The organism is Stieleria tagensis (genome assembly GCF_024129865.1).
GTDB lineage: Bacteria > Planctomycetota > Planctomycetia > Pirellulales > Pirellulaceae > Stieleria > Stieleria tagensis.
In genome coordinates this window covers 150,412-177,211 of sequence record NZ_JAMYFE010000030.1, presented here as the reverse complement: position 1 = coordinate 177,211, position 26,800 = coordinate 150,412, and the positions used below count along the sequence as shown (strand labels likewise).

The following is a 26,800-nucleotide window of genomic DNA, read 5'->3' as shown; positions in this document are numbered from 1 at the left end:
TAACGTCTTTCAGAACTCGACATCACGGCAGTTCGATATCCAATCCATGGTTGAATCGGTTGGTGAAGTTCGCGAGGGCAACCGTTCCAGCCAGCGACACCAATTGTTTGTCATCCAAAAACCCTTTCAACTTGTCGACCACGGCTTTGTCGACGTTCGCTGTCTTGGTCAACTGCTCGGCGTAGGCCAGTACCGCTTGCTCTTGTTCATCAAATGCATCGCTGCCCGCATAGTCGGTGATTTGTTGCAACTGCTTGTCCGTCGCGCCGGCTTTCTTTGCCGCTTTGCCATGATAAGTCGAACAGTATTCACAACCATTGATCTGTGATGAAATCAGATAGGCCAGTTCGCGGAACTTTTCGGGCAAATCGTTACGAATACCATCGTTGATCTGGGTCACGCCGCCCAATAGATCGCTCTGGTAGGCCAGAGTATGAAACAGGTTCAATGGTTTACCGAACTTTTCGGTCAGCTTCTTAAGAATCGGTTGCGAACCCGAGGGAGCTTTGTCGGTCGGCAGTGGTTTCACGAAAGGCATGTTGAATGTCTCCTGTCTGCGGCAAAAAAGGGGGAATGCAACAGAGCGTGCAGATCACATGCCAGAGTGGCCCGCCGGGACAAGTTCGACCTGACTATTCATCGATGATTGGTGTAGCGTCCACTGACGCCCGATCAACGGTGGGCGGGTCGTTGAACGGCAAACCACCGCAGTGATCGAAAAGCGTTCGCAGAGCAATGCACCGCTGGTTTCAAGTCTTGCCTCAGATCTTGATCTGTTGGTAGGCGGCTTTGATCACCCCTTGGGTGTATTCGCGTTCCAATCGACGCACTGTGAAATGAGCGCGCGCCAGATCTTGGTAGTGATCAATGAAGTAGCTGTTGATCAGCGCGCCGCCCAAGGCGCCGATCACGGGGATCGCTTGCGCGCCAACTTTTTCACTGACGACGACGCCGAAGCGTTTGGAGATCATCCCTAGTAATTTCACGAGCGGCGGACCGGCGGTGTCGGAAACGCCGTGTTTTAACACGTACTTGGATGCATCAGCGACCTGTTTGGAAAGTGCGGCACGGACTGCGAAGTAGCCAATTTCGGTGTCATCATCGATCTCACTTTGGTCCGATCCGCCATCGATCGCAAACACTTCCAGGCACGCCAATCGCGTCTTCACATCCGTCAGATCCTCGCCCTGGCTGCGGGCAATGTCGGCGATGCTACGCAAGATCAGAACGGTTGAAACCGGCAACTCCAGCGCAACGGTGGCCATCCCGAACGCACCACCGGCGGCACCTGAGAGTCCGGCCAAAAATTTGTGTGTCAGCAATTTCGGTTGACCGTCTTCGGTCTGTTCACCGATCGTGCGCAGGGCCACGCTGAGTGCTGCCTGTAGCGATTTGTCGATCGCGGTATGAATCGCGGTTTCGGCCACACCGGGTAACAGTTTGATCGATGCCGTGATCGGGGCGCCAACCAGTTCCGTCAGCCGATCCGCCAATCCGTGGTGCTCTAAGGTTTGCTTGGCTTCTTTCAATTCTGCCAAGACGTCTGGGGGAATCTCTGTCGGGGTTTGGGAAGGAATCATTTCATGTGTCATGAATCTGGCTTGTTGTGCTGGCAGGATGTCAACGGAAACTTTTAACGGTAAGCATCTTCCGCAAGATGCACCCCACGTGCCAGATGACTCCCTGGCTGACCGGTAAAAAGAAAATGACGGTCAACCGGATCGTAACGAATCCGATTGCCGTCATCATTTTGAATCATCCCAAGGCCGGTGGAATGCGACCGGAACGGATCGGCAGCGGCCAAGTGACCTACGGCGATCTGCTGAATCCGGTGCTCAAACGCATTCGCGCCAGCAGTGGTAGCTAGTCTTTGAAATCGGTGTCGGCGGCTTGCATCTTGTCGGCCTCCGCCAACGCGGCCTCGTAGGCATCGATCGCTTCTTGATCCGCATTGCCGACAATATTGGAGGGTTCCGAAGATCCACATCCTGCGACGACCAAGCAAAACAACATCATCCAGTACTTCATTTCTTTGACCTTACCTACATATGAATTTCTAAACATTGATGTTCGCCGCGACAGCGGCGAACATCGCCTCAATTGATTCTACTGATTCAATTGTTCGTCAATCACTTCACCAGCGGCTCGTGAGCCCAACGCACCCCACAATCCATACGGACTGCGGCTACCCGGCGGCGGCGAACCGGCCCGGTGGGACACCTGTGGTGTGTATCGGTCACCCGCTTCGATCGAATCGGTGATAAAGATCACTGCACCATCGCCCATCAAAACATGCACACCACCTTGGTGGCGGCTCGAGGGTGGCGAAACCACGTCGCGGTGGTCACGCCCATCGGAACACAGCAAGGAGTTGGGTGAAAGCACCGTGGTCATTTGAGAATAGGGTGGCATCATGTCGTGCCAGCGGAATCCGCGTCCCCACAAGACGTTGGGATCCACTCCTGCCAACCAAAATCGTGGCCGTTCCGGGTCTAATTGTGGCTCGGCAAAAGACGGGTTCAAGCGACACTCGTTTTTTTCCGACGGTGCGGCGAAGGGTGCGTACCGCGGCAATGCGGTGCGACTGTCCATGTCACCCAAATCCGTGGCGATCTCACCACACATGATCGTGTTGGATAAACCATCCAAACAGTCGCGAAATCGCATTTGGCGGGTGTTCACGAACATCCCGCGCTGGGACCCGTTGGACTGGTTGGCATGCCCGGTGTCCACCGAATAGGGAAACGTCACTGTGGGATCGGTGTCGATTTCATCCACGTTTAGATACGGATCTCGTGAGTGCACGGCTGAATCGCCGGCACAGGCTGCATAGTTGGTTCGTCCCAGCGATGGCAGTCCGACGCCAGGGTCACTCGGGCAACGCAGCATCGGAATCTCAGTCGCATAGGGCGGATACTGAACTCGGTCCGGGTGAGGCCCCATCGGTGGCCAAGGCGGACTATGGACCGACCCATCGGAGTTAAAACCGTGTGGATTGGAGATCTGATCCCACAGTCCCTGCTGCTCCATGAACGGCACCAGTCCCACCAAGAAAGATAACCGACGATTGGCTGAAATTTCGCGACCGGGCATCGTGTCCCAAATATCGCGTCCACCCGGCACGTAAGTTCCCGATCCATGAATCGGCAACTGTTTATATGCCGAGTGATAGTTGTGGATCGCCAAACCCACCTGTTTGAAATTATTGCTGCAGCTCATTCGCCGCGCGGCTTCACGAGCCGCTTGGACCGCTGGTAACAGCAGCCCCACCAAGATGCCAATAATGGCAATCACCACCAGCAATTCGACCAGCGTAAACGCCCGTCGCCTCTGGTTGAACAAGTTCAGTTGCATCATCAGTCCCTGCAAAGAAGAAAAATGTCTTGCGCCAAATCAACGAACGTACAAACGGCGCACTACTGGGGGGTATATTAAAACCCGCCCAGTGGTGTCCGGTTACGAAGATTTCTCAATCGAGAGACAATTTTTCTCAATGCTCAATCGGGTCGGCGATGTTTTCTCCGAGAAAACTGGGGGAAACGCTCGGCACTGGCGTGCCGAGCGTCCGTTTTTAGAGCTCTACTGATTCAATTGTTCTTGAATCACTTCACCGGCAGCGCGGGACCCCAGCGAGCCCCACAGTCCAAACGGACTGCGACTGCCCGGAACCGGTGAACCGGCACGGTGCGAAACTTGTGGCGCATATTTGTCTCCGGCTTCGATCGAATCCGTGATGAAGATCACGGCACCGTCGCCCATCAGCACGTGCACGCCACCCTGGTGTCGGCTGGACGCGGGCGTGACGACGTCACGCGAATCGCTCCGTTCCGAACACAATTGCGAGTTCGGTGACAGAACCGTCGTCATTTGTGAATAATTAGGCATCATGTCGTGCCAGCGGAAACCACGCCCCCACAGCACGTTCGTCGCCGCTCCCGGTGCCCAGAAACGTGGCCGTTCTGGATCCAGTTGCGGCTCGGCGAACGAGGGATTCAAACGACATTCATTTTTCTCCGACGGTGCCCCCCAAGGCGCATTGTTCGGCAGCATCGTTCGGCTGTCGCTATCGCCCAAATCGGTGGCAATTTCGCCACACATCACCGTGTTAGACAAACCGTCCATGCAATCGCGGAACCGCATCTGCCGCGTGTTGACGAACATCCCCCGCTGGGAACCATTGGATTGGTTGGCATGCCCTAGATCCACTGAGTAGGGAAACGTCACCGCCGCGTCTTCGCCTTTCTCGTCGACATTCAAATACGGGTCCCGCGAATGAACCGCCGAGTCGCCAGCGCAGGCGGCATAGTTGGTTCGGCCGAGCGCTGGCAAGCCGACACCCGGGTCACTGGGGCAGCGCAGCATCGGGATCTCCGTCGTGTACGGCGGATATTGAATCTGGTCTGGGTGTGGCCCCATCGCTTGCCACGGCGGAGTCTTGACCGATCCATCGGCATTAAACCCATGGGGATTGGAAATCTGGTCCCATAAACCTTGTTGCTCCAGAAACGGCATCAAGCCCACAAGGAACGACAGGCGACGGTTCGCAGAAATAGTACGGCCGGGTTCCGCGTCCCAAATGTCGCGTCCGCCCGGCATGTAAGTTCCTGTCCCGTGGGTCGGCAACTGTTTGAATCCAGAATGATAGTTGTGGATCCCTAGCCCCAACTGTTTGAAGTTGTTACTGCAGCTCATTCGCCGCGCGGCTTCGCGAGCCGCCTGGACCGCTGGTAGCAGCAGCCCGACCAGAATGCCGATGATGGCAATCACCACCAGCAATTCGACCAGCGTGAACGCTCGTCGGTTCTGGTTGTATGCAACAGCTCGCATTTCAATTTCCTAACGTAAGAGACCTAGACCTTTTGCCAAAACAGCAAAACGGTAATGCATTAACAATGGTGATCAATTGAACCGTTCGGCCGATCTCGGGTATCGAAAAATCCCGCTCGCCTTGACAAATTAAGCCTGCATCACCGATCGCCGGCGAGACGAATCCGGCTGTAAGAAAGAGTGCCGAAAAAACGACCGCCGAGAAGCAACTTTGCGAGGAATTTTTCTCTCCAAGTTGTCTCGCCGTACTGGCAAGTCAGCGCCACCTTTGTTGAGCAGCGCAATACCATCTCGCAAGTCTCCAATCATCCGGCACGCGCTAGCGTCCGGTTCCTCGGACCTGAATCAACAAAGCCGGTGTGCGAGGGATTTAGAGTGTTAACGAGATCCTTCGCTGGCGCAGCGGGTTGCCAACAGCCAATGCCCCACGCGACAGCTCCACTTCAACACTCACGCGATCGGTTGTGATCAGAACACACGAATAACAAACGTGCTGTTCCTGCCATTGAACCTGCCGTCGGCTGCACGCTTGGAGTGCAGTTCATGACGACGCTGCTACGAATGGGAGCGTCATCCATGCAGATCGATTCAGCCCTGGGCCGCCGATGAAAACCGCCCAGAAAATTTTCAAACATTGCAGGGGTTTTCACAGCGATCACTAAGGTTGCTCGCGTCATCGTTAGCCAACAACAGGGCCATCGTGTTGTTCCGTTGATGATGCTTTGGACTCGGGCGCCACTGACCGTTGCCGCTAAATCACGGCGGGTGGAATGCTCCCCTCCCCGGCGTTCGGAACAAGCGTTGCTTCAGGGACTCGGCGAGCGATCGAGAGCGATTCGTCTTTCTTCGGCTGACGGCGATGACTGCGTCAACGCGGTCCGCCGCACAGGAACGACTCCACTCTCATCGTCGACTTAACAAACAGACCCATTCGGATGACCCAATCCCTTAGGAATCAAGTGTGAAACGTTCAGACGCGAGAAATGGCTTTACGCTAGTTGAACTGTTGGTTGTGATCGCCATTATCGGCATCATGGTGGGACTGTTGTTGCCGGCCGTTCAAGCCGCACGCGAAGCGGCTCGCCGGATGCAATGCTCCAACAACATGAAACAGCTAGGCCTGGCACTGCAAAATTACCATAGCGCCTATAAACAGTTCCCGGCCGGTGCCGTTTGGTTCGAAGGCTACTCCGGAGGGGCGCCCAACGGCACCCGCACCGTTAGTGCCGCGATTTTCCTGATGCCATTTATGGAAATGACAGCTCTGTACGAAGGGTTCGTGAACGACGCAAAACAAGCGCCTCCTGGTTCATCGCCTTGGGAAAGCGAGACCCTTCGAAATGCGGGGCCCCAGTCGTCTTTTATCTGCCCGTCGGCGGCAAATGCAGACACCCCGGAATACAACAACATTTCGAAAAACACCTATGTGTTCTCGGTCGGTGACGAAATGTGGCACAACGCCCGCACCAACTCGCAAGAGGCGAGCACAATCGCTAGGGGAGACTATCGCAGCATTTTTCTCCCCGCGCTGCCAGAGAAGTTCAACGAAACCAGACGTCGTTTCCGCGACATCCTGGATGGAACCGCTAATACGATCGCAATGAGCGAAGTCGCTGCGACGCCGCGCGGATTTGCGACGGTCAAAGGCGACGTGGCGGCATTCAATGGCATTTACAACGGCGGCACCGGCAAACCAGGACCCTGTTTAACAGTGCCGCTCAATGCAAATAACCCCTACGAATATGAAACCGGCGCCGATTGCTGGCGTGGTTTGATCCTGGGGGATGGTCGCACGATCAATAACAAGTTCACGACGACGCTGCCGCCCAACGCACCGTCTTGCGCCTACGGTGGAAACAACAACAGTTGGGGAACGTACTCGCCATCCAGCCAACACCAGGGCGGGGTGCAAACGCTGATGTTTGACGGCTCGGTTCGATTCATCACGGACTCGATTGACAGCGGTGACGTCAATGCCGCGCAAGTCACCACCGGCAACAGCCCCTATGGCATCTGGGGCGCCATGGGTTCGCCACAGGGCAAGGAAGTCACCGAACTGGAATAGCCTGCCGTCAAAAAACGACTTCGAGGGTCACAAGTTGTCACCGCGGTGACATTTCATCACTTCACCAATTAGTTCACATGCCCATCAGAGGCAATTACAGGCATCAGAATGAGTAACAGCAAGCGTTCAACATTTCGACTTTCACTTGCCCTTGGAATCTTGGGAGCCGCGCTGGCAGGGTGTGGATCTGGCGGCACCCCGGATGGTTTACCAGAACTACATCCCCTGACACTGTCGGTCAATCAGGGCGGAGCGCCGATCGAAGGAGTCAGCGTTCAAATGATTCCAGAAAACCCCTCCAACAGCCGCTGGGCTTGTGGCGGCGCAACAGACGCCACGGGCAAAGTCATTGTCAAGACACTGGGGAGATTCGAAGGAGCACCCGCGGGAAATTACAAAGTCACGTTTTTCAAAACGTTTGTTGAAGACATGAATCCCGGGGTGGCAGCTGACGACCCCAGCAGTTCAAAAGTTTACAACTCGTACTTGCTAATCGATCCGAAATTTGGATCGACTGAAACAACGCCAATCGAAGTCAACGTGGCTGGCGGCGAGACAACAGTGCCGCCGATCGAATTGGGGCCGGCCGTCAAAATTAAGCAAGCAAACATGTAGCATCTCGCTCTCGCAAAAGAGAACTCAGATCCAATCGACCAAGCCCGCCGCTCCTGGGAGACGCAATGTTTCCGACGATCGGGGGCGCGCGTGCTGTCGTGTTGACGCTTGCCAAACTGTAACCTCGGCGCCACTAGCGAAAATTCCTGCGTCGACTTCGGCCTGCTGATCACAGGTAGGTGTCGATCAAATCGATTGGATTCCAGAAAATCGCGTCCTAGCGTGATGCACCGTGTCGCCGGCTCTTTTCTTTGCAACACAACGAGCGATCCGCTGGCGGTTCATGATCGCTATCCACGCCAGCGGATAGCCCTTCATCGCCAAGCACTCTAAAGAGCGCCACACACACTCTCTCTGGCCGCTTAAACGTCTGCTGCTCCCGCAAGATCAGATCGTTGATTCAGTCAACGCGCGTCAACTTGGGTTGTCGCCGCGCAAACTGGGGTTGACGCTTCACGCACGAAAGCTGGCGGATCGATGGCGAATTCGTTGCTTTGGGTGTTTGGTCTGGGCATTGCATGATTGAGATTCAGCGCATTCACCCTGGCGCAATTCCAATTCGCGATCGATGGACGGACGAAACGCTCGCTATCAACGTTGCTTCCACGCCCAACGGAGACTCGTGCCATGATTCAACACCTAATCTCCCAGCCGAATTCGGTCAAGACTCACATCAATCGAAGTTCGCCATCATCCAGTGAACGACACGCCTTGTCGCAAAATTCGATTCGCCGCAACGACAAACTGTGCGACGACGAGGAATGGCAGATTCTAAAGCTTGCGTTGATCATGTTCGCGTGTCTGATCCTGCCTGGGTTTGCGATATTGCTGTATCTCGTTTTCAACTTTTGGCAAATGACCTGATTGAAGGATTGGATGAATCACTTAGAAACACCAAATACCGAGCGTTCTCTTCTGCTGCCAATGCGTCCGATTGACAGATGGATGCGCCCGATCGCTCGCTTCCTGCACATCGAAGCGACAAGTGGTCTGGTATTGGTCGTTTGTACGATGATTGCGTTGATCGCGGCAAGCTCACGCTGGGCTGGTCCATACATAGCGTTCTGGCAAACCTCAATCACGATCGGTTTTGGTGATTTTCAATTTGATCATTCGCTACGTCATGTCATCAACGATGGTTTGATGGCGATCTTCTTTTTTGTGATTGGACTGGAGGTCAAACGCGAGCTCGTCCATGGATCGCTGTCAAATCTGCGGCAAGCCTCGCTGCCGATCGCCGCCGCGATCGGCGGCATGATCGTTCCCGCAGGTTTGTACCTGTCAATACAATATGGCCAGCCAGGGATGCGTGGCTGGGGAATCCCGATGGCGACCGACATCGCGTTTGTCGTCGGTTCGTTGGCATTACTCGGTTCACGGGTACCGCATAGTTTGCGAATATTGTTGCTGTCGCTAGCGATTGTCGATGACATCGGCGCGATCCTCGTCATCGCGATCGGTTACACCGAATCGCTGGACGGGCGATACCTGATGCTTGCAGCGGGCGCGATTGCGGTCGTGCATCTTTTTTCGCAAATCGGTGTTCGCAGATTTCCGCCGTACATTGTGATCGGCGCGATTGCCTGGCTGGCCCTCCACGAATCCGGTGTTCACGCCACGTTGATCGGTGTCGTCTTGGGTTTGATGACTCCGGCGAGACCGGTGTTGGTGCCGGAGCGGTTTCGTGAGTATCTGCACGAGAAGCAGGAGGTGTTCAGCGAACAACATTGGGATCGGCGCAGCCATCGTGCCGGCGTAGTACAAGAGGTTCAACGACTCACGCGCGAAACGGTTTCGCCGCTGGAGTATCTGGAGATGAGGCTTCATCCGTGGACGGCGTATGTCATCATGCCACTTTTCGCGCTTGCCAACGCAGGTGTGCTGATTGAACCTGCAAACCTGAGCGATTCAGTCGCAGTCGCCGTCGTTTTGGGGTTGGTTGTCGGCAAACCGGTCGGAATTGTTTTATTCAGTTGGTTGGTCGTCCGTACGGGCATTGCTAAATTGCCCCAAGGGGTTAGCTGGCCGGTGCTGATGGCAGGGAGCTGCTTAGCCGGAATAGGGTTCACGATGGCATTGTTCATTGACGGACTCGCGTTCGGAACCGAAGGACTTGACACTGCCAAGACGGGGATTCTGGTCGGCTCGGCAATCAGCGCTGTCGCCGGGATCAGTCTGTTGCTATGGGCGCTACCAAATCGGACAGTGATACATTCACCAAAGTGAGCGTTCGCAGGAGGTTGGCGATCACGACCTAACCCGCAATCAAGCGGCAGCGGAACTCACGGGAATTTTTTCGAGAGCGGGGGCTGGCGGTGGTATCATGCAGGCGTCTCGCTGATGCATCACCCCTCTGTGAAGAAAGATCGAATCCCTTATGAATCAAATTTTGGTCGGAAGCCAACTCTCTTATACGGTTAAGTCGCCGACGACGTTTTTGTTCAACATTTCCGTCGCGCAAAATCGACACCAATCAACGACCAGCGAATCGATCGAAATCCTTCCGTTTCACAAGATCGACGAGTGCGCCGTTGGGGCACTGGGGAATCGCCTGTTTCGAGTGTCCGCAATGCCCGGTGAGATGACGGTTCAGTACCGTGCCACAGTGGAACTGCATGCCGAAGAAGTCAATGCAGCTGATTTGAATGAAGTCGACTACCAAGACTTACCCGCGGATGTCTTGGCATACCTCAACCCAAGCCGCTACTGCGAATCAGATAAATTGTATCGATTTGCTGGCGAAGAATTTGGCGACTTGGTCCCCGGCTATTCTCGCGTGACGGCGATTTGCAATTGGGTATTCGACCAAATCACGTACGTTCCTGGTACGACCGGTCCGACGACCACCGCCTGCGATGTCTTGTTACAGCGGACCGGCGTTTGTCGTGACTATGCGCACGTTGCGATCAGCCTGTGTCGAGCGATGGGCATCCCGGCACGCTACGTTTCCGGTTATGCAGCAAATCTTCAGCCAGCTGACTTTCATGGTTTTTTCGAAGCCTACTTTGATGGCCGCTGGTTTCTATTCGACGCCACGCGGCTGGCGCCGATCGGAGGTTTTGTCCGCATCGGAACCGGTCGCGATGCAGCGGATGTCGCATTTGCAACGATCCGCGGTGACGTCGAAAGCACTGAGGTTGGCGTGTGGGCCAACCAGCAACAAGGCGGTGATCCATTGCTTGACTCGGACAACGTGCAAACGGCAATCAGTTCCTCTTAGGGCTTTGATTGATCAACCCGCCGAATGGCTCGGCATCGAACCGATTGTTGGCCACGTGCGTCTACGAATCAGAACACTCACGCTCAACGCCTGCGTTCGAAAATCCATCCCTTTCGCCAGAAGAACAGCAGCATCCCCACCGTGACGACCAGCATTGCGATCCACAGAATTGCATAGGAGTACTGGTACTTTAATTCTGGCATGTGCTCGAAATTCATTCCGTAGATGCCAGCCATAAAGGTCAGCGGAATGAAGATGCTCGCCATGATCGTCAGCACTTTCATCACTTCGTTGGTCCGGTTGGCGACCGACGACAAATAAGTGTTCATCAGTCCGGTGACCATTTCGCGATACATTTCCGCCACTTCCGAAGTCTGGATGCAATGGTCATAGGTGTCACGAAGGTAGACGCCGACCTCTTCGGAAATCAACTTGTGATCGCCGCGAACGAGTTCGTTGATGGCTTCGCGCTGCGGCCAAATCGCGCGACGCAAATTGATCAATTGATTCTTCAGCCGGTTGAGTTCCCCCAGCACGGCCGGTGACGGGTTGTCGATCACGGAACTCTCAAGCGCCTCCAAGCGATCTCCCACGACTTCCAGAACCGGGTAGTAGGCGTCGATGATCGTGTCTGCGATCACATAGGCCAAGTAGTCGGCGCCACGCTTGCGAATCAGCCCCTTGTTGGCAACCAGTCGCTTGCGAACCGGGTCCAGGATGTCACCATATTTTTCCTGAAACGTGATCAAGTAATCCTTGGCGATCACCATGCTGACTTGTTCCATATCAACCGTTGGCTCGCCTCGATCGTCATCCTCGCCCATCCGCACCATCCGTACGATGACCAGCAATTGATCGTCGTAGGGCTCGCTCTTGGGACGCTGTGGGACGTTGACGATGTCTTCCAGCAGCAAGGGATGTAAGTTGAAGATCGTTCCCAGTTTTCGCATGATCGTTCGATCGCCAAAGCCTTGAATATCGACCCAAGTCATTTCCTGGTCGTTGAAGGCCTCGGTCAATTCATCGACCGTGTCGACGGTCGCGGTCCGGTGCGTTGTCCCGGAATAATGGATCGATGAAATCCTGGGCGGCGGTGCTTCTTTTGGAATGACCAACGTGCCCGGGCGCGCACCGACTTTGGTGTGCTTCTTGAAAAATTGTTTCGCGTTCAATCGTCTGCCCGTTGTTTCGAGGGATAAGATTGGCCAAGGATGCGAGATTCTGGAATCTTAGGGCTGTACTTCACCAAAATAGGTTGCCAGAACATCATCCCATTTTGGGGCGGATGTTTGCCGCAATAAGACTTGATTGATTGGCTCGCGCAACGGACTGTCGCTTGGCAGGGCAAACGCATAGTGTTGCCGCTCGAACGAGCCTGGCAACACAAACGCTTCCCCGGAATGGTTCTGATAGGTTTGGTATTTCAGGATCGCCGCATCGTAGACAACCGCGTCGCAGTTGTTCGCCACCAAACTAGCCAACGCGGAATCCACGTCAGGATGCTTGGCGAACCGGATGTGTCGAGAACGCAGGTAGTCCGCCGAGGTGGATCCGTCCACTGTCGCGACTTTTGCCCGGGATAAATCCGAGGGGCCGCTGATTCTGGCTCGCAACTCGGTCAGCGTCAGAGCAGACGTCACCGCTGCGGTGAACCCGGCGATGATAAACAATCCCGCGAACATCCATATCAACCCAATCGTGCGGCCCCCAAGTGTCCGTGGGACTTTGTCGCCGTAGCCGACCGTGGTCAGCGTCACAGCAGCCCACCACATTCCGGCGGCGATTCCTTTCACCCACCCCTTGTCGAACTGTTCACGGTTGTATTTTCGTTCAAACAGATAAATCCCGACTGCACTGACCAGCATCGCCAGCAGCAAACCAGCCACGATCCGCAAGAAGGTCTTGGACAGAACGGCGTCGATGATTCCCGACCAACCTGATCGCCGTTGTTTCGCTGCGACGGCGATCCCAAGCCCTGACGTATGAAACGAATGTGTAAAGTCCATTCGTTTCTCGCGGTCATAATTCATCGTGATTGCGGCAGCGGCGAGGGTCACCTCGGAGTGCTCGACGGCATCGAGCATTTCGGTCAGCGACATTTCTTTGAACTCGAGGTTGATCTGCTGATCGGATTCGCGCTCGAGTTCGGCCTTCACTTCCCGGAGCAGGTCGATACTGATTCCGATCCACTGGCCGTTCTCGTTGCGCATCGCAAACGGTGGCACTTCACGGGTGGCCACCACCAGCGTGCTAGGAAGTTCCGATTGACCCCACGTCGATTCCGCAGACACTTCGTCTTGGCTGATGGCCCGAGAGTTCATTCCCCACAGGCAGATGACGAACACGATGATCGGCCAGCAAGAAAAGAACCGCTTCACTTCATTCTCCCAAGTATCGGTAAACCAGCGCGTCCCACGCATCGCTCTCGCGATATCGCAGAAGTTCTTCGTTGAGCGACTTTCGCAGTCCACTTCCAGGCTGCAGCGCGATGGCGTATTCCTGAACATTGAACAAAGCCGGCAAGACCTCAATGCGATTGCCAAATTCCTCGCTCGTCAAATACTTCAACAATGCAGCGTCATAGACCACTGCATCCGCCTTGCCATCGTCGACCGACCGGATGGCCTCGCCAAGTGTGTCGTAACCGCGGAAGAAAATTCGACGCTGCCGCAGGTAGTCCGCACTCGTGCTAGAGGTCACCGTTGCGACTCGGACATGGTGTAGATCCGTGACCCGCGTGATCCCGGTGTCCAGTTGTTGAACGGTCAATACCGATGTGATGACGCCTGTCAGGATTGATAGAACGAGGATGCTAGAAAACATCGCTAGTGCTGCAAGAATACGTCCCATCGCACTGACGGGAACGATTCCCTTGTGCCCAAGCAATAGCACCATTGACCACCAGACACCCATTCCAATGCCCTGCCGGCGTGGGCCGCTAAACATCGTGGTGTTCCTCTTCCGTTCGAACAACCAAAACAGCAAACCGCAAACCAAAATGACGCCAACCATGACCGATACCGTTTGGACCAATCGACTGGAGACAATGCGGCGCAACAGGATCGAAGGACTGCTACTGACACGCTTGCCAACGGCAATCCCCAGACCGGTCGAAAAATGAGGGTGACAGAAATCAACGCGTTCATGTCGGGCCGACGTCACACTGATCGCCGCGACCGCCGCATCAAGTTCACCTGACTCTAACTTCTCAAGCATCTGATCGAGCGTGAGCTCCTGGAATTCAAACTCCAGGTTCAATTCGTCTGTCAGGTGTTTCCACAGTTCGATGCTAATCCCATTCCACGATCCGTCAGCGTTCTTGATCGCAAAGGGAGGGCTCTGCTTCGTTCCGACCTTCAGGACGACCCTGTCGGTGTTCGCCACTGCATGATCGCCACCCACGCCCGACGTCTGTTGCGCTGGAAGAACGGCGCACTCACAAATCGACACGAACGACAGGAACGCGAAAATGCCAAACGTTGATGCGCCTTTTGTGGCAATGATTGGCGACTCCTTTCAAACAGAAAACGTGTCTCGTAACGATGGTTGACACTATTGTAGCCGATTGGCTATCGGCCGCCCTACCAGGCCAGACTCCGCACTCGAGATGTCTTGCAGTGTTTTTTTAAGTGGTGTTCCTAACCAACATGACCTGATTTGACGTCAAACGGCATGTCGTGCGAGTCGTCACGCTGCGTCGCGGTGTTCCTCGAATTTTTCGTCCTGACCCAATTGAAGGCCTAGGTCCGCCGCACCGGACATCGAACGGATGTGGAGATCACGCTGCGGGAATGCAATCTCGATCTTTGCCGCTCGGAACGCCTGGTCGATCGATGTGTGCAGTTCGTGAATGACTTGCAAGCGGTTCTCAAGCGACGGCAAAAAGGCTCGAAGCACCAGATTCAGCGAGTTGTCACCGAATCCTTCGAATGTCGCAAGCGCCGCGGGATCTTTCAACACGATCGGATGGTCATTGGCTGCTTTGAGCAACAATTCGCGTGCTTGTTCCGTATCCGAACCGTACGCCAATCCGACTTCGACAACGATACGATTGACTTTGTCGGACAACGTCCAGTTCAGTAGACGACCGGTGATAAACTCTTTGTTGGGTACCACATATTCCTTGCGGTCCCAATTGGTGATGGATGTCGCTCGAATTCGAATTCGCGAAACAACACCGGTCACGTCATCGACCGTGACGATGTCGCCGACTCGTATCGGACGCTCCAACAAGATGATCAAACCGGCGACAAAGTTCGCAAACATTTCCTGTAATCCGAACGCCAAACCGAATGTCAACGCCGTGGCCAGCCACTGGATTTGTGACCATTGCAGGCCGATGGTGGAACACATGGCGATCGTCCCGACCATCACGATCCCATAGCTGACCAGGGTGGTGATGGCGTATCTGACCGACGCATCGAGCGGTAACTGTTGTAGGACCGACATCTCTAACAGGCCGGGTCCGTTTCGGAACAGGATGATCGTGACGACTACAATCAGGATGGCAAGTGCGAGATCCGCAATCGTTACCGAGCTCGCTGGCGTATCATCTGCCGCGCTGTCGGTCGATGCAGTGGATGCTGGCGTGGTTCCCGCTGCATCGGCCATCGGCGACATTGGCAGTTGGGAAACGCTTGTGGCGGCCACGGCATTTGAATTGCCCCAAAGCGAATAGTTTCCGACCATGCTAAGAGCCGGTAAGACCTGAATCCAAATCATCCACAATCCGACCACGGTCACCGCCATCATGCCGGAACTAATCAGGTTGCGTGATTGCAAGCTGTGGGCGGAGATGTCGGCTTGTTTACTTTCTGTCACAATGCCGGCGACCGGGTGAGACTCGCCACCGGTTTCGCCGGCCAATTTGGCTGCGGCGGCGCGCTCGCGCGCTTGTTCCATGCTCAGATGACGGCGGCGCAGCAACAGCATTCGATACAAGATCGAACGCATCACAACGAGCGTCGCAACAAACATGCAGGTGGCAAACAATCTCCAAAACAGGGTTTGTGCCGTGTAGAAGTAACCGGCCGCGGCAAGGGCCGCCAATGACATTGGCAACGCCACGCCGGTCAAGGGAAACATGTACTTCACTTTGGCCACAAAACTCGATGGGTTCGCCGAGAAATATTCGCGTAGCGAACCGGTCGGACGCAACAGCCGAAACGCCGTGAACCCGAGAACGCTCATCCCTAGAATGAATGCAATCCGTTGCAGGTCGCCGCGTTCGTGAACCCCGTCGCTTGATGCGAGTGTGACGGTGACGAAGGCGATCGGCAAAGCCATGACGGCACAACGTCGAAGTTCCCGTCGAAAGACGCTTGTCGTTTGGACCGGCCAACGAAAGTGAGACTCACCGATACCCTTGTGTCGACATGCCTGACGTATCAATTCGATCGAGGCCCACAGGATGCCGACAATCTTGGTTGCTTGGCCAACGGCCGCCGTGAATTCGGAATCTCCGGCGCATTTGTTCAAACGCCAACCGATGAACAGGCACGCCAACGGCAAACCGAGCGAGACAATGCCGGTCAACCACAGTCCACGTAACGTCGGCGCAATCGAACGACAATTTGCTTTCTCGGCGGACTCGCCGACAGTGGTGATTGTCCGGCGGATCGAGCGGCCTTGGAACACCAACAGTCCGATCAGTGAAAAGCACAAAACGTACAAAACGGCATAGCGTTTGACGTCGCTAGCCAACAGCGCCAGTGCTTCCTTCCACTTCCCTGTCGAAATCAACCATCTGTCGGATTCTTGGATTTCGATGCCACTGGTGATTGCCGGACCACTGCGAATCCACAGCACGCGCTGGTCGATGTAGTTCTCGTATTCCGCTTCCAACTTGATGATTTGTTGGTCGACCGTGTCGAGTTCGATCAGAGTGTCAAAATATTGGCCCGTGCTGCGAACCAGATCATCCAGGTACTCGCGTTTTCGCGTCAGCAAATCGCCCGCGGCGGCTTTGAGAAAGGCGACGTTTCGCGATGAGTCCTGATTGGCGTCCGCCAAGATTCGTTCGATCGCTTTATCGGCTTCGGCAAGCTCTTGCTGGTCCTCTTCATATTCGAACAATTGATATTGCGTGTCGTTGATCAATTTTTGACGTTCTGCGACGGCCAGCACGCGTTCGCCGACATCGGGTAGAGTCGTCATCTGTTTGCGCAGCAATGCTCCGACGGAACTGGTCAGCCCGACCGAATCAACTTTCTTTTTGGTTTGAGCGAATTGGCGGAGCAGGTCCTCGTGCGTTTCGGTCGACGACGTCAGATTTGCATTTGTTTCCGCAAGCGCTTCGGCGATCGCCTTGGAGTTTTCAGCGAGCTGTTGATTTTGCTCGGCGAAAACTTTCAGCGCCGGATCCGCCGAGATGGCTTCTCGTCGAGCCTGGCGGACAGCTTCCTCAGCCGCAGCTTCGCGGGCCGTATTGATCTGCTGCTGCAGCAACGCGACAAGCTTCTCGGTGTAGACGATGTTCGCGCTGGCTACTTCCATTCGCATCCGGACTAAGTTGGCGGCTTCTTCGGCATCAAACTTTGCCAGTTCGGCCTCCAACGCCGGCTTTTCTTTTTCCAACGTCATTCGACGTGTCAGCAGACGTGCGATCAACGATTCGCTTTGCGGCGTCAATTCGACACCTGCCAATGTTTTTAGTTGTGATGCCGCATCGGCAACCTTCTCTTGAATGACAGCCAAGCGGGCGCGAATCTCTTTTCGCCGTGGCGCCCGAGACTGCAGGTCGGCTTCCGCGTCTTGGCGGGCTTTCTTGAATCCTGAAAGTTGCAACTCGGTCGCTGGCAACAGTTGCTCCATTTCTGGAAGCGGCAGCCCCGGCTTGGACGTTGGTTTCTTGTCCTTGAGTTCGGCCAGTTGCTTTTTCAGGTCTTCGGCGCGACTGGTTACGGTTTCACCGTCGGCAATAAACGCTTTCAAGCGGGCGTCACTGTCCGCGGCAGTTTGCAGATTCTTGATCGCAGCTCGAAAATTTTCATTGGCCTGGACTTTCACTTCAGCAGTGACGCCGGCCGTTTGGTCCAACTCGGCAATTTCACGTTCGATTTGCTCGATGCTGGTTGGGTGTCCGGTGGTGACCTCGTAAGCGACCGTTTGCACCACGGTTTGCTGCGGTGGGTCGGCGGTTGCGTTCCCGACTGCCGTGAACGCAACGAACAGGGTTAAAACGACGAAAAACAGCGTCGTTGTTCGCTTCCGAGTATTCAACTTTGGCCTCCAGCCGTTTTCATCAATCCGTCCGTGATGACCTCATTTTTGAAGTCACGCTGATGCTACTGAGCGTGCCAAGAATGATGCAAGACAGTTGTGCTAGACAACGGAGCATCGCTGACGCGTTTGGAAACCAGCGCTTTCGTGATTCACTCGGCCGCCCCCGGGAGGTGGTGCAGCTTCGCCCACGGCTTTGAGCTAGCACGAGCAGGCCTGTCACCGCAGCGGCAGGCCAGCGGCCGCAACCGTGGAAAACCGTGTGGCGAAGATTTTGACTCTGGTAGCGGTCTTTTTACGCCAACGGCGTTAAACAGCGTAGCCTAGGGTCAGGTCTTGTGAGTGCAGCGAGCAAACCGCCACCCTAGGTTGCGAGCTCCAAGATTTCCTTTGAAAGCAAACGAACGTCGCGGGCGGCCAATCACTCTCCAGTGACTTGCTAGCGAATCAGCCTCTTCACACAACTGTGTGGTGGCGATCAACGAAAATCCGAAAACTTTACGTTTTCCACTCAACCATTTGGGGAATTGCCAGATAACGCAGTGTAGAAACCAACCGCCTACGGAGTGTCTCCGATGCCAAGTCCTCTTCAATTCATGCAACGCTACCGGCAGTTGCAGGTGAACGTCATCGAAGATGACGATGTCGCACAAATGTGCCGCGAGGTCCCCAGAACCATCTCGGTGCGTAAGTATTTCATGATGAACTGGAGGGAGGGAACTGACCAGCGCACGGATTTTAACTTTATGACTCGCGGCGGTCGGCGTCATCGCTGGTATCAGTCGCACAAAGAACAGATCAAGACCGCGGCGATGGGCAAGGGGTCGCCGTCGGACTACGAACGGGCGCTGGAATGGGCGGTGATCTCTGGCAAGATTGCCTCGCCGACTCAGGTCAACATTCAAACGTTCTGCGACAACCGACTGGGCATCGACTGTTCCGGTTTTGCGACGAATTATCTGATCGCATGTGGAAAGAAACCGAACACACCATCGACCGCTCGCAATACGAACGCCGCCTCGTATTTTTCGGCTGCCAACGCGGTCAATGATCCGAATGACGTCCGCCAGGGTGATTTGCTGGTCTGGATGGAAGGCAATTCGGTCAAACGCGGACCGGGTCACATTGCGGTGGTGCAATCGTACGTCGCGCAATCGACGCCGGGTGGTAACATGCGAGTGTGCGAAGCAACCGGGGCAGCCGCCGCGAACCCGAAACTGTTGGATTCGATGTATGAGGTGGAGGAGATTCTGGATCCCCAGCGGGGGCGATCGACGATGATTCTGGTTGTCAAACGCCATGGACACTCGGGAAGCCGTGTTGCTGTGATCCGACCGTGAACTCTGCGATTGGGATTGGATCACCCCGCTCGAAACCACTCCGTTTACTTCCCGCCAATCCGACGCAAGGAATCATGTGAATCGTCCCCTTTTCGAGAGACTCGCTTGCGAGGACACGCCGCTTGGTCCGCTTTGTCTTCGCCGGCGTGAATTACTTTCTCAACCCGGAACCATCGTCACCGAAGTGACGTTGAACCACGAGTTCCTGATGAGCAGCTTGAACACGGATTCCGAGCGTGCCATTTCCAATCGCGCCGTTGAAATCCATGGCGGTACCCAGCTCACCGCGATCGTCGGCGGACTGGGACTCGGCTACACCGCGCACGAACTGACCAAGCATTCCGAGGTGGCTTCGGTCGATGTTGTGGAATTTTTACAACCGGTGATCGATTGGCTATTCTTTGCCATGGACCCACAGGCAAATTAAGCAAACAGCTGATTTTGCCAGCGTTTTCAGTTCGCCGAAAGTGTTTTATCGGCGCCGCTGAACTGAAACGAATACAAGTCAGCATCCTTGATCACGACCCGCAATCGAATGGGTTTGCCAGAAAGCGGCGACACATCGCTCCCGTGCTTCCAGGTCACCACACGTTGTGTCTCATTGCCGATTTGTTCAATTGCTGCGGAGAGGGCAAAACCGGGGATCGGTTTCCCCGAGGCATCTTGAATTTCCACACGAATGCTGCCGGCAGCGGACGTTCCAAAGTTGATCGACAGCTCTCGACCGGTAAACGTCACCACTTTCGTCACCAGCTCGCCGCCGCTAAACGGGGCCTGGGCCGACGCGAATCCATCCACTCGCATCGAGTACCGATGCAGGTGCGCGGTCGGTTGTGCATAGTCCTGGTTTAGGTAGACCGACATCTCGGTGGCGCCCGTCTGCACAATATTCAGAGCAGGATAGTTTGTTCTGGACACCCAGTTTTGCGCACCGATGCCGGGACGAACGAATCCCTCCAGGAACGTTCGGTCATAGAAATGCCCACCGCGCGAAGTCATCAAGACGGCGTCTGAAGTATCTTTGAAGTACTGGGGAGAAACGTTGATTGCTTTAGCTTGCACTTCGGAAAGCACTTGACGCCCCGGCATGAAGCGAGCTGCAACCGAGACGTACAGATGTGGAGCACGGAAATAGGGATGTGTTTGGTTGGTGTAGAGATGTTCGATCGGAGCTTCACCGCCGTGGTGCCGGTATTCCATCAACGTCGGGGGTGACCAGTTCACAAAGTCGTCGCTGGTTGTTCGGCAGATGCGGCGGATCCCGTCCGCGAAGACTCGGAAGTAACACAGGTACTTGTTTTCCGACGTAGACCAAAACGCGAGGTTCTGTGAATCAAACATGTAGTCGTACGGAACCATGGATGTGGTCATCACTGGTTCCTCACGCATCCTCTGCCAATGAATGCCATCGGCCGATGCCATCGCGATCAAACCGCTTGCCATCGTACCGCCGATTGCCTTGAATCGTTCCTCTGCTGGTACGCCCGGACGATCATCAAGCATTGGGCAGAAGTTGTGGGTGACCGGCGCCGCATCAGCCAGCACGATGTTGTTCTTTGTGCTGCCCTGGAACTCATAGAGATTCAATTCGGGCTTTGTCCAGCTGACTCCGTCACTGGATTCGGCATAGCAATAGGATTCACCCGAATTGCCGTCCGCTCCGCCGACGGGGCTGCCACGATAATACAACCGATACAGATCGCCTTCCTTGATCACCGTGCAGTATCCACAAAATGGACCTTCCCACGGTTTGTCGAATGGCATCACGATGCCTTCGTCTCGCGGCCGATTCAGCACCAAGCGAACGTTGTCGAGTTTGTCGATCAACAGATGGTCGACAAACAATTCACGACGACTGCCGATATCGATCACGTCGTCACCGGCCCGTAGTGACGATCTACAATTGATTGTCCAGGACGCGAGTAACAGTCCAGCAACAACGATCAAACCACGCATCATCGAACAACCTTTTTTAAGATTCCGATCGCCAAGTCCTCGCCTCATTCAATCGCAGCGCGGCGCAGAAAAAAGGTGAGACGACGGTCAATTTCCGCTTGCAACAATTGGGTCAGCGGGTACCGCCAGGCATTCTAGCGTCCATTGCCCAGCGACACTCAGTTCCGCTAATTGCACATACCAGTAGACCTGGTTTTCTGAGCGACGATTGGAGTTGGGTGAGTGTCGTCTGGGTTTTTATTCGCCCACCGAATTTATTCCGGTTGGTTGTGTTCGTTGTCGAGGTAGAGATCCAAACGATTCTGCGATGTCATCTTGGCGTTCTTGATCGACAATTCGTCATCGGTTTCTAGCGATCGAAGGCGAAGATCGACGGTCTCGCCGGGGAAATGCCCCAGTTGCCAAAAGACTTCGACCAGGTCTTCGCTCAATCGTTTCTTCCACTTTTTGCCATAGCGATCTCGCGTTTTCTTTGCCAGTTCCTCCATTGGAAATTGGTCGATGCCTAGCAGTTCATATTGTTTGGAATCGAAGGTCACAACGACACGATCATCCTCAATTTCCATTCGAGTGAACGGAGAGATCTTCGGCGGTTCTGTCTGCTCAACGCCAAGCGTTGGTTTCAGGCTGGGATACGCTCGGTGGCATTGTTTGCAATTGTTCGCTTCTGGCTTGTTGGTTGTCGGGCAGTAGGGCAAGTAAAAATAAAGTCGTTGTTGATCGCGCGGATCAAGTTGCAGATACGTTTGGATGCTGCGAGGTTCTTCGCGAAGCACCCGGTGAATAGCCACCAGGTCGGCAAAGTCGTCTGCGTTGACGCGAGGTTGATCTGCCGAGACCAAGCGTTTTTGCAGTTCATCCCGGATCGACTTTAGTTTTTCGAGTGCGGCAGGCGACGAGTCGGCTAGGTTAATCCAGTCGGAGAGCAGGAACGAGCGCCGAACCGCGGACCAAGACGGTTCGGCTTGTACGCCGTGCTGCCAACACCACAGAATTTTTTCAAGCGCGGCCTCGTGTCTACCATTCCTCGTGTCTTCCACCGCGGCCTGTCGAACATCGCTAGGATCGCGGTTCTGATCATCCGACGTTGATTCACGTTTCATCTCGATGCGTGCCACCCACTGGCCTCCCGCCTCGATTGTGACTTGGTTGTGATCCAGCTTGATCGATGCGTCTTCAGCATTCAGTTCGATCGAATACTCTCCGGCACGTAGCCGGGCGGTTGCCCCGGCTTGAGAGACCGTCAATTCGTCGACCACCTTGCCATTTTGCCGAATCACAATCGGCACTTGGTTGTCAGCGTTGCTTTCGATTCGCAGCGTACCCTTGCTGGTTTCCAGATAGACGACCGCACCGGCAAAGGCAAACAAGGCCAGCACGGCGGTGGCGACCAACCAGCGAGGCAGACGGCCGATGCCTGAACCGTTGTCGGTTGCCATCGACACCGAATGGTTCGTGGAGCCCGCGACGAATGCCGCGGGCAGTTCCGCGGGCAGTGCGGGACGATTCACCCCATCCGGTTGCTGCAAGTGGGCGTGCCAGTCCTGGAATACCGCTGCGACTTCGGCTGCGGTTTGGTAACGATCATCGGGCGATTTCGAGAGCAATTTGGTGACGATCCGCTCCAACCACTCAGGGACTTCGGCGTTGACGCTTTGCAAAGAACGCGGCTGGTCGTTGACGATTCGGTTCAGGACGCCCATCGTGGTTTCGGCACGAAAGGGGCTGCGGCCGGTGAGCATGAAGTAGATCAGACTGCCGAGTGAGAACAGGTCGCTGCGATGGTCGATCGCATCGCCATGTGCTTGTTCAGGCGACATGTATTGAGGCGTGCCGGCGATCACACCGCTGCGCGTCATGCTGGCATCATCGACGGCTCGAGCGAGACCAAAGTCAGTGATTTGAACACGTTCAACGCCATTCTCTAGCAGCACGTTGGCGGGTTTGATGTCGCGGTGAACCAATCCTTGGTCATGGGCGGCTGCCAAGCCTTCGGCGATTTGAGCCGCGATACGAACCGTTTCGATGACGCTCAGTGGCCCCGAGTCACGCACCCGAGCATCAACGCTTTTCCCTTCGACGACTGGCATGACCAGATAGGGAATGCCATGGTGTTCGTCGACGGTTTGAATCGGGACGACATGTGGATGCACGACGGCCGCGGCGCTTTTAGCTTCTCGCGAGAATCGTTTGCGGGCCGCGGCACTGCTGGCCAACTCCGGCGCGAGCACTTTGATCGCGGAATGACGGTTGAGCGACGTGTCGTAGCCTCGCATCACCACGCCCATGCCGCCACGACCAAGAATTTCCATGATCTCGTAGCGGGCGAAGCGACCGAGCGATCCGGCGTGATCGGTGGACTGCAGGATGGAAGAACAGTTGTCTTCCACCATTGGTTGACTGGACCACGCCGTTGGTGAGAGCGGCTCAACGCCCAGCAACCGTGTCGCTTGATCCCAATCGAAGTTTGCTTGGGCAAGCGTTTCGAGTTCCGCCTGGCACTGCGAGCATGTCTCGATATGGGATTGGATTTCTTCCGGCTCAGCCGACGGGTCTTCGTCAAGAAACGCTTGCAATTGACTGCGGTCATAGTGAAAACGAGCGATCATCGGAACCAACCTCTTTTTTCAATCGGGCCATGACGCGACAACGGGCAACGCGCACAGAGCCTTCGGATTTCCCCAGTTGCTTTGCAGCCGCCGAGATGGACAGGTTTTCAATGGCGGTCAACCAGAATGACTGCCACACGGTTTCGGAGAATTGATCGCGAAGGTGGTCACAGGCTCTCAGCAACTGCTCTCGTTTGACTTCCACATCCCAGAGCGTCGCGGTGTCCTGGGATGCGTCACGCTGCTCCAATGCTTGACGCACCTGGCTATCGCCTGAGCCAATATTCAGCTGGGGCTGCCGTAGCCGATCGACCGCGGTGTCTCGAGCCAGTTTGCGGAGCCAGCCGCGAAACGAACCCGCCGCAGCGCAGTCAAACGATTCGACTTTGCGGCTAACGATCGCAAACACTTCCTGCGTGATGTCTTCGGCGTCGGCATCTTGCAGCCCACGCGCTCGAGCCACGCGATAGATGATGTCGTGGTACAGACGCACGAACTCATTCCAAGCTTGCTCACAAGTGGGATCGGCAAGCTTGCCAATGAAAGTCGGACGTGTTTCTGGACCTTGCAAATCAATGTTCTCCTACCAGCAACCCGAGCGTAGGAGTCCATTGTTACAGGGAAATCAAAAACTTTCTTGTTTTCACCTTCCAACCGACCCAGGCGATTCCCTTGAGAGAGTCGCGGCGATGGAGCGGCACGGATGGTTCGGTGGAGCCACAAAAAAAGGACTCTGGCCAAACGACCAAAGTCCTTTTCTCGCAATGAGTACCGAAGGAGGGACTCGAACCCTCACTGGATTGCTCCAACTGGATTTTGAATCCGGTGCGGGGAGGGCGGCAAAGCATTACGGAGAAAGACTTTGCGGCAAGACCGTTTTGCTTGTTGCAACGCCCGTTGTAACACGGAGCCTCGGAGGCGGATTGCCCGCTCCCAGCGGGCAACCCGCCTCCGAGGCCTGCTCGCACAAGGAAAATGGCTGCTGGCCAAGGCTCAGCGTTCTTTGTCCGGGCTGTCCGGGTAGTTTTCCTTTTCTTCTCCCCCAAAGAACGACTCCCGCCGTGCCCGGAACTGTCCTACCACTATCTGGCAAGTCCGGTGCTAAACGATTCATTGTAAGATCTGCAAGGCGAACGTGGTGGGGTCAACCGTGTCACTATATCGCTGACTTCTTAGATCAGGATTCAAGACTATGGATACATTTGCCCTTTACTGTGACGAATCCGGAAACTCGGGCCCTAACTACATTGATAAAGATCAGCCATTTTACGTTTTGGCAGGGTGGTTTATCCCAGAATCGTCTTTGGTGTCAGTATCCGTGGAGCTTGAGAAAATCCGCGCGGAATACGTTCCTGACAACCACGTGGGCAAGACGCCTCTTGATGCTGGCGAAGCTAAATCAACGACACTTCTTCGAACAAACCGAGGGCTGCGACGACTGACATCATTGTTTGAATTCATGGGGCGCAGCGGATGCCTTCCCATTTTTCTGGTCGCCGAGAAGAGATACTGTGTCGCCGCCAAGATGGTGGAAACCTTTTTGGATCCCGATACCAATGAAAAGTTCGCGATGCGGTTCACCGGTGACACGGTCACCAAGAATGAAATCGCGAACACGCTCTATGACCAGTTGTCACAGGGAATTCTTGACGATTTTGCGAACGTCTATCGAAATCCGTCAACAGACTCCTTGCGTGAGATCCTGGATCGAATCTGCGACTCAGTGAGGTCGGGTATCAATTCGGAACTGGCCGATGCTCTCGCAGGCGCTTTGCCGCGAATAGATGAGATCGCGCGACCAGAAATTGAGTCCGCCAAACTCTGGAACGGAGCTGCTGGCACGCTAAACCTCCCGTGCCTTGTCAGCTTTCTAATGCTCGTTGAACACAATGCGCAGAACTGTTCTGTGAATATTTCTAAGCTTGTTCACGATGAACAGGCTCACTACCAAGCAGGCTACGAAGCTGTTTTTGACATGTTCTTGACGGCAAAAGACAGTGCGATTTCCCTTCCGCATACAGACGTAAGCATCGCAAAAATTAAGAACATTCCAATGTTTGAGATCGCCACTAGAGTTAACCCGATCATGCAATCCGCGGACTTCTTGGCTGGAACCGTTAACTACCTATTCAAAAAGATCACGAACGGCACCGACTTAACAGACGTCGAACGCAATCTAGCTGAATTCGTCCTTCCTGCGCTGGTCTTACCTGATAATCCAAAGTTAACGTGGCCGATTCTATCGCAACGGACGATGACCAAGAGTTTTGCGGCGATACGAGGGCTTCTTGGCGATGAGTCGGTGTCTGACACGCAATCAAGTGCACGACGCCCTATCGTTCCTGAGATGCCAGTCTTTCCCGTCGTCGATGGCGATACGAAGCCTCACAACGGGCAACGCGTCAAAATTGATCTCCCATTATTTGTTCCAATAGGCGACAAGACGGACTCTCCGCTGTTTATCCGATCGTTTGAAGACAACGCTGAACATGGTTGTTTCGTTACATTGTTCACACGGGAGCAAACCGCAGAGGAATTTCTCTCTGCGTGCCGTGATGAATCTTGGACGGAATCATTCCATGTAGAACGGTTTGACGTACCACAGCTTACGCAAATTTTGGAGCTGCTGGACTTCTATGCCAAGCACACAGATCTCGTATACGTTTTTGATTCGCCGTTGCTGGAGCCTAAGCCAACAAGCGTTAAACACCTACGGGAAGGCTTGTCTCAAGTGATGTCGAGAATCGAGCGAGCCTTTTTGTCTGGCGCAGGCGACCTGATCTTCCAACGACACCAACATGGTGACGTTGAGTTTGCTTCGCTACTTGCATCGTCCGGGCAATACGTTGCTCGAGTACTTCCTGACGGCAATCTTTACACCGGCGAAAGCCGAGAAGAAGTCGTGCAGAACCTGCTTGACGGCGAGGAACTTTCGAAATGATCCTCA

General features: G+C 54.8%; 21 protein-coding genes. 9 read left to right on the top strand and 12 right to left on the bottom strand.

What is annotated here, in order from left to right; translation table 11 throughout:
* Positions 1-22: 22 nt before the first annotated feature.
* Both NHH03_RS06340 and NHH03_RS06335 read right to left on the bottom strand, forming a co-directional pair.
* Positions 23-538: a carboxymuconolactone decarboxylase family protein gene (locus tag NHH03_RS06340; RefSeq protein ID WP_253154912.1), complete on the bottom strand. Its 516-nt coding sequence runs from the start codon at positions 536-538 to the stop codon at positions 23-25.
* 223 nt (positions 539-761) lie between these two features.
* Positions 762-1,580 (bottom strand): EcsC family protein, encoded by an 819-nt coding sequence (locus NHH03_RS06335; RefSeq protein WP_315861425.1) that lies wholly within the window; start codon positions 1,578-1,580, stop codon positions 762-764.
* A gap of 77 nt (positions 1,581-1,657) precedes the next feature.
* Between NHH03_RS06335 and NHH03_RS06330 the strand changes: the two genes are divergently transcribed.
* Positions 1,658-1,867 carry a hypothetical protein gene (locus tag NHH03_RS06330; RefSeq protein WP_253154910.1) on the top strand — a complete coding sequence of 70 codons (210 nt, stop codon included), beginning with the start codon at positions 1,658-1,660 and terminating at the stop codon, positions 1,865-1,867.
* On the opposite strand, the gene NHH03_RS06325 is transcribed toward NHH03_RS06330, so the two are convergent.
* The 3 genes from NHH03_RS06325 to NHH03_RS06315 form a co-directional block, all read right to left on the bottom strand.
* Positions 1,864-2,064, bottom strand: coding sequence for a hypothetical protein (locus tag NHH03_RS06325; protein WP_253154909.1), 201 nt, complete (start codon positions 2,062-2,064; stop codon positions 1,864-1,866). The two genes, NHH03_RS06330 and NHH03_RS06325, sit on opposite strands and share 4 nt — an antisense overlap.
* Before the next feature lie 42 nt (positions 2,065-2,106).
* A complete protein-coding gene (locus NHH03_RS06320; RefSeq protein ID WP_253154921.1) occupies positions 2,107-3,354 on the bottom strand; it encodes a DUF1559 domain-containing protein in 1,248 nt (415 codons plus the stop codon).
* A gap of 225 nt (positions 3,355-3,579) precedes the next feature.
* Complete coding sequence (locus NHH03_RS06315; RefSeq protein ID WP_253154908.1) at positions 3,580-4,827, bottom strand: DUF1559 domain-containing protein; 1,248 nt, start codon at positions 4,825-4,827, stop codon at positions 3,580-3,582.
* Between the two features lie 961 nt (positions 4,828-5,788).
* On the opposite strand from NHH03_RS06315, the gene NHH03_RS06310 reads away from it, so the two are divergent.
* From NHH03_RS06310 to NHH03_RS06290, 5 genes are all read left to right on the top strand, one after another.
* Positions 5,789-6,892, top strand: a complete 1,104-nt coding sequence (locus NHH03_RS06310; protein WP_253154907.1) for a DUF1559 domain-containing protein — start codon at positions 5,789-5,791, stop codon at positions 6,890-6,892.
* A 108-nt stretch (positions 6,893-7,000) separates the two neighbouring features.
* Positions 7,001-7,507, top strand: a complete 507-nt coding sequence (locus NHH03_RS06305) for a carboxypeptidase regulatory-like domain-containing protein (RefSeq protein ID WP_253154906.1) — start codon at positions 7,001-7,003, stop codon at positions 7,505-7,507.
* 627 nt (positions 7,508-8,134) lie between these two features.
* Positions 8,135-8,371 (top strand): hypothetical protein, encoded by a 237-nt coding sequence (locus NHH03_RS06300; RefSeq protein ID WP_253154905.1) that lies wholly within the window; start codon positions 8,135-8,137, stop codon positions 8,369-8,371.
* Positions 8,372-8,383: 12 nt separating this feature from the next.
* Complete coding sequence (gene nhaA / locus NHH03_RS06295) at positions 8,384-9,733, top strand: Na+/H+ antiporter NhaA (protein WP_253154904.1); 1,350 nt, start codon at positions 8,384-8,386, stop codon at positions 9,731-9,733.
* A gap of 151 nt (positions 9,734-9,884) precedes the next feature.
* Positions 9,885-10,727: a transglutaminase-like domain-containing protein gene (locus tag NHH03_RS06290; RefSeq protein ID WP_253154903.1), complete on the top strand. Its 843-nt coding sequence runs from the start codon at positions 9,885-9,887 to the stop codon at positions 10,725-10,727.
* An 83-nt stretch (positions 10,728-10,810) separates the two neighbouring features.
* Here the strand turns inward: NHH03_RS06290 and corA are convergent, their stop codons facing one another.
* The 4 genes from corA to NHH03_RS06270 form a co-directional block, all read right to left on the bottom strand.
* The gene (gene corA / locus NHH03_RS06285; protein ID WP_253154902.1) at positions 10,811-11,899 is read right to left on the bottom strand and encodes a magnesium/cobalt transporter CorA; all 1,089 of its coding nucleotides are present in this window, start codon (positions 11,897-11,899) and stop codon (positions 10,811-10,813) included.
* A gap of 57 nt (positions 11,900-11,956) precedes the next feature.
* Complete coding sequence (locus NHH03_RS06280) at positions 11,957-13,105, bottom strand: transporter substrate-binding domain-containing protein (protein ID WP_253154901.1); 1,149 nt, start codon at positions 13,103-13,105, stop codon at positions 11,957-11,959.
* A 1-nt stretch (position 13,106) separates the two neighbouring features.
* Positions 13,107-14,111: a transporter substrate-binding domain-containing protein gene (locus NHH03_RS06275; RefSeq protein ID WP_253154900.1), complete on the bottom strand. Its 1,005-nt coding sequence runs from the start codon at positions 14,109-14,111 to the stop codon at positions 13,107-13,109.
* Between the two features lie 303 nt (positions 14,112-14,414).
* Complete coding sequence (locus NHH03_RS06270) at positions 14,415-17,948, bottom strand: mechanosensitive ion channel domain-containing protein (RefSeq protein WP_253154899.1); 3,534 nt, start codon at positions 17,946-17,948, stop codon at positions 14,415-14,417.
* A gap of 575 nt (positions 17,949-18,523) precedes the next feature.
* Between NHH03_RS06270 and NHH03_RS06265 the strand changes: the two genes are divergently transcribed.
* Positions 18,524-19,288 (top strand): CHAP domain-containing protein, encoded by a 765-nt coding sequence (locus tag NHH03_RS06265; RefSeq protein ID WP_253154898.1) that lies wholly within the window; start codon positions 18,524-18,526, stop codon positions 19,286-19,288.
* Positions 19,289-19,364: 76 nt separating this feature from the next.
* A complete protein-coding gene (locus NHH03_RS06260; protein ID WP_253154897.1) occupies positions 19,365-19,715 on the top strand; it encodes a hypothetical protein in 351 nt (116 codons plus the stop codon).
* Between the two features lie 26 nt (positions 19,716-19,741).
* Here NHH03_RS06260 and NHH03_RS06255 read toward each other — a convergent pair whose 3' ends face one another.
* The 3 genes from NHH03_RS06255 to NHH03_RS06245 all read right to left on the bottom strand — a co-directional run bounded on the left by NHH03_RS06255 (position 19,742) and on the right by NHH03_RS06245 (position 24,424).
* On the bottom strand, positions 19,742-21,247 hold the full coding sequence (locus NHH03_RS06255) for a hypothetical protein (protein ID WP_253154896.1): 1,506 nt from the start codon (positions 21,245-21,247) through the stop codon (positions 19,742-19,744).
* Between the two features lie 251 nt (positions 21,248-21,498).
* Entirely contained in the window at positions 21,499-23,853 is a 2,355-nt protein-coding gene (locus NHH03_RS06250; RefSeq protein WP_253154895.1) for a serine/threonine-protein kinase, read from the bottom strand.
* Entirely contained in the window at positions 23,831-24,424 is a 594-nt protein-coding gene (locus NHH03_RS06245) for an RNA polymerase sigma factor (RefSeq protein ID WP_261364111.1), read from the bottom strand. The genes NHH03_RS06250 and NHH03_RS06245 overlap by 23 nt, the downstream gene beginning before the upstream one ends.
* A gap of 621 nt (positions 24,425-25,045) precedes the next feature.
* On the opposite strand from NHH03_RS06245, the gene NHH03_RS06240 reads away from it, so the two are divergent.
* Positions 25,046-26,794, top strand: coding sequence for a DUF3800 domain-containing protein (locus NHH03_RS06240; RefSeq protein WP_253154893.1), 1,749 nt, complete (start codon positions 25,046-25,048; stop codon positions 26,792-26,794).
* Positions 26,795-26,800 lie beyond the last annotated feature (6 nt).